This window comes from Arachidicoccus sp. (genome assembly GCF_050436765.1).
Taxonomy (GTDB): Bacteria; Bacteroidota; Bacteroidia; order Chitinophagales; family Chitinophagaceae; genus Arachidicoccus.
In genome coordinates, this window is record NZ_JBNQGD010000367.1 from 1 (window position 1) to 1,581 (window position 1,581).

The 1,581-nt window shown below is 39.0% G+C and carries 2 protein-coding genes; one reads left to right on the top strand and one right to left on the bottom strand.

Annotation, left to right across the window (positions count from 1 at the left end; all coding sequences use genetic code 11):
* Positions 1 to 661 (top strand): glycoside hydrolase family 76 protein (locus ACQR30_RS15455; protein WP_429736657.1); only part of this gene is annotated, 661 nt, incomplete at its 5' end.
* Positions 662 to 672: 11 nt separating this feature from the next.
* On the opposite strand, the gene ACQR30_RS15460 is transcribed toward ACQR30_RS15455, so the two are convergent.
* A complete protein-coding gene (locus ACQR30_RS15460; RefSeq protein ID WP_429736658.1) occupies positions 673 to 1,494 on the bottom strand; it encodes a response regulator in 822 nt (273 codons plus the stop codon).
* Between the last annotated feature and the right edge of the window lie 87 nt (positions 1,495 to 1,581).

Sequence of the window (1,581 nt, forward strand, 5' to 3'; positions counted from 1 at the left end):
GGGGAAAAAGTCCTGCATCAACTTTCCTACGGTGGTGGCTGCCGCTACGCTTTACGACAATATATCACCTATGGATGAGCAACATAAGACCGATGATAAAATAGGTTTTAACGGTGATCCAAATTACCCAAGATGGTATAGCCGGGATACCTATCTCAAAAAAGCAAAGCAGGTATATGCTTGGGGAGTAAATAACCTGTTCAACAAAAACACAGGATGCGTTGGCGACAGTCGTCATGGGAATGATGTAGACTGGAACGCGACAATGTACAATCAGGGTTCATTTATAGGAGCATCCTGCTTGCTGTATAAAATTACCAAAGACCGGTCGTATTTGGATAATGCAGTACTGGCTGCGAATTATGCTATGAATGTTATGTCTGCACCGCTTTATATATTTCCGTATAAAAATGGAGAAGAGCAAGGCATCTATACCGCCATTTTCGCAGAGTACATGAATATGCTCGTTAATGACTGCCACCAGACTCAATTCTTACAATGGATACAACGCACCATTGGTTGCGGATGGAGTCATCGGGATAGCCGTGGTCTTACAGGAAAAGATTATAACAAAGCTCCCGCTTCCAATATTTCCTGTTATGACGCTTCCGGTATTCCCGCACTCATGTTACTATTTCCTGGAGCAAAGAAAACTTTTTAGAATAGGTTGGATCAAAATACACAGGGAAAAGTTGCGTTGAACGATTTAACCCTTTCTTTATATTCTGTCGGAGTCATATTGAACTGTTTTGAAAAATGACGACCAAACTGACTTAATGAGTTGTATCCAACCTCTTCGGCGACTTCACTGATGCGCATTTGCCCGCTGGCGATTAATTCCGCTGCATTGTTTAAGCGAATTCTATGAATTAATTCGTTAGGCGCCAATTGAAATGCAGACTTGATTTTCCGATATAAGGTTGGTCTGCTCATGTGTAGTAAACCTGCCATCTGGTTTACATCGAATTCAAGATTATTCAGATGTTCAAAAATTACATTTTGTATTTCTTCTAAAAACTGCTCGTTATTTTTGTTCGCATCCAGATGATAGACATGGGACATGGGAGAATTTGCGTGAAATTCTTTTATTAAGGCCCTATTGTGGAGAAGGGTATCAACCTGAGCTTCTAAATGTTCTGCGGAAAAAGGTTTTTCAATATATACGTCTGCTCCCTTTTTAATCCCATCTATTTTGGACTGGATGGTATCTTTTGCCGTTAGCAGTATAACTGGTAAATGAGCAAATTCTGCCCGACTTTTTATCCACGAGCAAAGTTCAAAGCCGTCCATATTCGGCATCATTACATCGCTTATAACAAGATGGACATACTCACTTTCTAGTATTGCGGAGGCACCTTTTCCGTCAATGGCAGTAAGTATGTTATAATTGTTTCTAAACAAAGTAGATAGGAAGAACAATATATCTTCATGGTCGTCTACCAATAGTATGGTGGGAAGAAACGAAGTATTCTTTTTTTCAATATTAGTAAGCATTAGTAGTGTAGGTTTAATTTATCATAATAAGTTATTATATATAGGTAGCACTAAAGTTGTTTATCCGCTAGTTTCTACTTTATAATG

What these genes read in the sequence shown, in the direction of transcription:
- ACQR30_RS15460 (WP_429736658.1), bottom strand. Translation starts at nt 1,494, where the DNA reads ATGCTTACTAATATTGAAAAAAAGAATACTTCGTTTCTTCCCACCATA.